This is a genomic window from Oleiphilus sp. HI0061, assembly GCF_001635675.1.
In genome coordinates this window covers 1-1,680 of sequence record NZ_LWFE01001353.1, presented here as the reverse complement: position 1 = coordinate 1,680, position 1,680 = coordinate 1, and the positions used below count along the sequence as shown (strand labels likewise).

Sequence of the window (1,680 nt, the reverse complement as noted above, 5' to 3'; positions counted from 1 at the left end):
AAACAGAACGGGATACTTTTGTCACTTGGTCAAGGATATCAACTTCGAAGCTTTACGATTGCACTTTGATATTCCGCCTTCAATAGAGCTAAGTGAAACTGAACAGCGTATTAGCTGCATGAATACTTATACTGACATCAAAGTAACAAAGAAAAAATGCACATAACCAACAGCTCAAACGGACTCCGTAACAATCGCATCATTTTTGTTCCAAAAATGCCGCCATTGTTACTCCTCCGTTTAGCTGGGCGTTAGGCGTATTAAATGAGTATTCAAACTCTATACGAAGAGTTCAGGGTTCAGTTTCCTGAAACAACAAAGAAAGTAGACTATCTTTACTCTCAAGAATGGGGTGATCCAAGTAAAGACCAAGCATTTATGTGGTTCGAGTTCTTAGCGAAAATCCTCAACCGGGAAATGATAGGTGGTGTTTCTGCCAAAACGTATGACAGAATGTTTCAATTTATGCGCTCCCAATTTATGGTGGGCAATGAAAAGGTTAAGAATTGCATTGATGTTGCATTTACAGAGAACTTATTCTGGCAAGTACCTAAAGAAAAAGCCTTAGACTATTGGGCTTTGTTCCCTGAGGTGCTCAAAGATTTATATGTTAAATTTCACCATCGTAAACCCGCCTAACCAGGCGCTCAATAGGACTCCGTAATAATGTCACCTTTTTCGCGCTGCGCGGCAAAAAAGTCGCCATTATTACTGCGCCCATTAGCTTGGCGTTAAATGTTTTTTTGCCTTTAGGTTTAGGGCTCAATATTCGGCAAGGAGTGCTCAGTTCTTATCAAGCATTCCTCCGTTTAAAATTTTAGGGTAGGTGGCTCGCTTTCCTGCTGTTCCGCACCGCTGTTTAAGCTTTTCAGGTACATTTTAATTTGTAGAGGCTTCGTCGGTGGTGTGCTCCTAGGGAATCCGGTAAAGTCTTCATCTTAGTTATTCTAGCCACAAGTCAAGAACTCAGGTTCCGCCTTCGGCTACACAACGTGGTGTTGGTCTAGTTGGGTGTTCTAAAACATCTAACCAGTTCATCAAACATCACTCCGGCCACAAAGAAACGTGGCCTGCGTTGGACGCACGATAGAGCCGTGCGCCGTTTATAAAAGCGTTATATGTAAATAGGCCAAGGTAGGTTTTATGGAAAACAAGGAATTAAATCAGGTACTCGGAGAGATCCGAGATGAACTGAAAGAAATGAATTCTCAATTCAAATGGCTGGTTGATCAAGCTAAGGATACTATCGAGAATGACATCGGTTACGGAGACAACTCTGTAAAAGTTGCAGAAATCGAAAACCGAAAATCTAAACGAGAAATCACTTTCGCAGTGATTTTTATAGTAGGTCTATTTGGCTGGCTTGCACTAAAAGAGTACGGTTATCTATGAATCATATAACCAGTTACGCCAGCCTCGCCACAGCAAAAATACGCTGTGGCTGGACCTCACTTCGTTCGGCCGCTGCGTAAGGCGTTAAATGTTTTTTGGCTCTTAAGGTTTAGGGCTCAATATTCGGCAGGGAATGCTCGTTTCTTATCATGTATTCCTCCGTTTAAAGTTTTAGGGTAGGTGGCACGTTTTCCCACTGTTCCGCTCTGCTGTTTAAGCTTCTCAGGCACATTTGAATTTGTAGAGGCTTCGTCGGTGGTGTGTTCCTAGGGAATCCGGTAAAGTTGC

2 protein-coding genes are annotated in these 1,680 nt (G+C 42.4%); both read left to right on the top strand.

Going from position 1 to position 1,680, the window contains the following annotated elements; genetic code table 11:
* The first annotated feature begins 264 nt into the window (after positions 1–264).
* Positions 265–639 carry a hypothetical protein gene (locus A3735_RS21335; protein ID WP_068510995.1) on the top strand — a complete coding sequence of 125 codons (375 nt, stop codon included), beginning with the start codon at positions 265–267 and terminating at the stop codon, positions 637–639.
* 504 nt (positions 640–1,143) lie between these two features.
* Positions 1,144–1,392, top strand: coding sequence for a hypothetical protein (locus A3735_RS21330; RefSeq protein ID WP_068510997.1), 249 nt, complete (start codon positions 1,144–1,146; stop codon positions 1,390–1,392).
* Positions 1,393–1,680 lie beyond the last annotated feature (288 nt).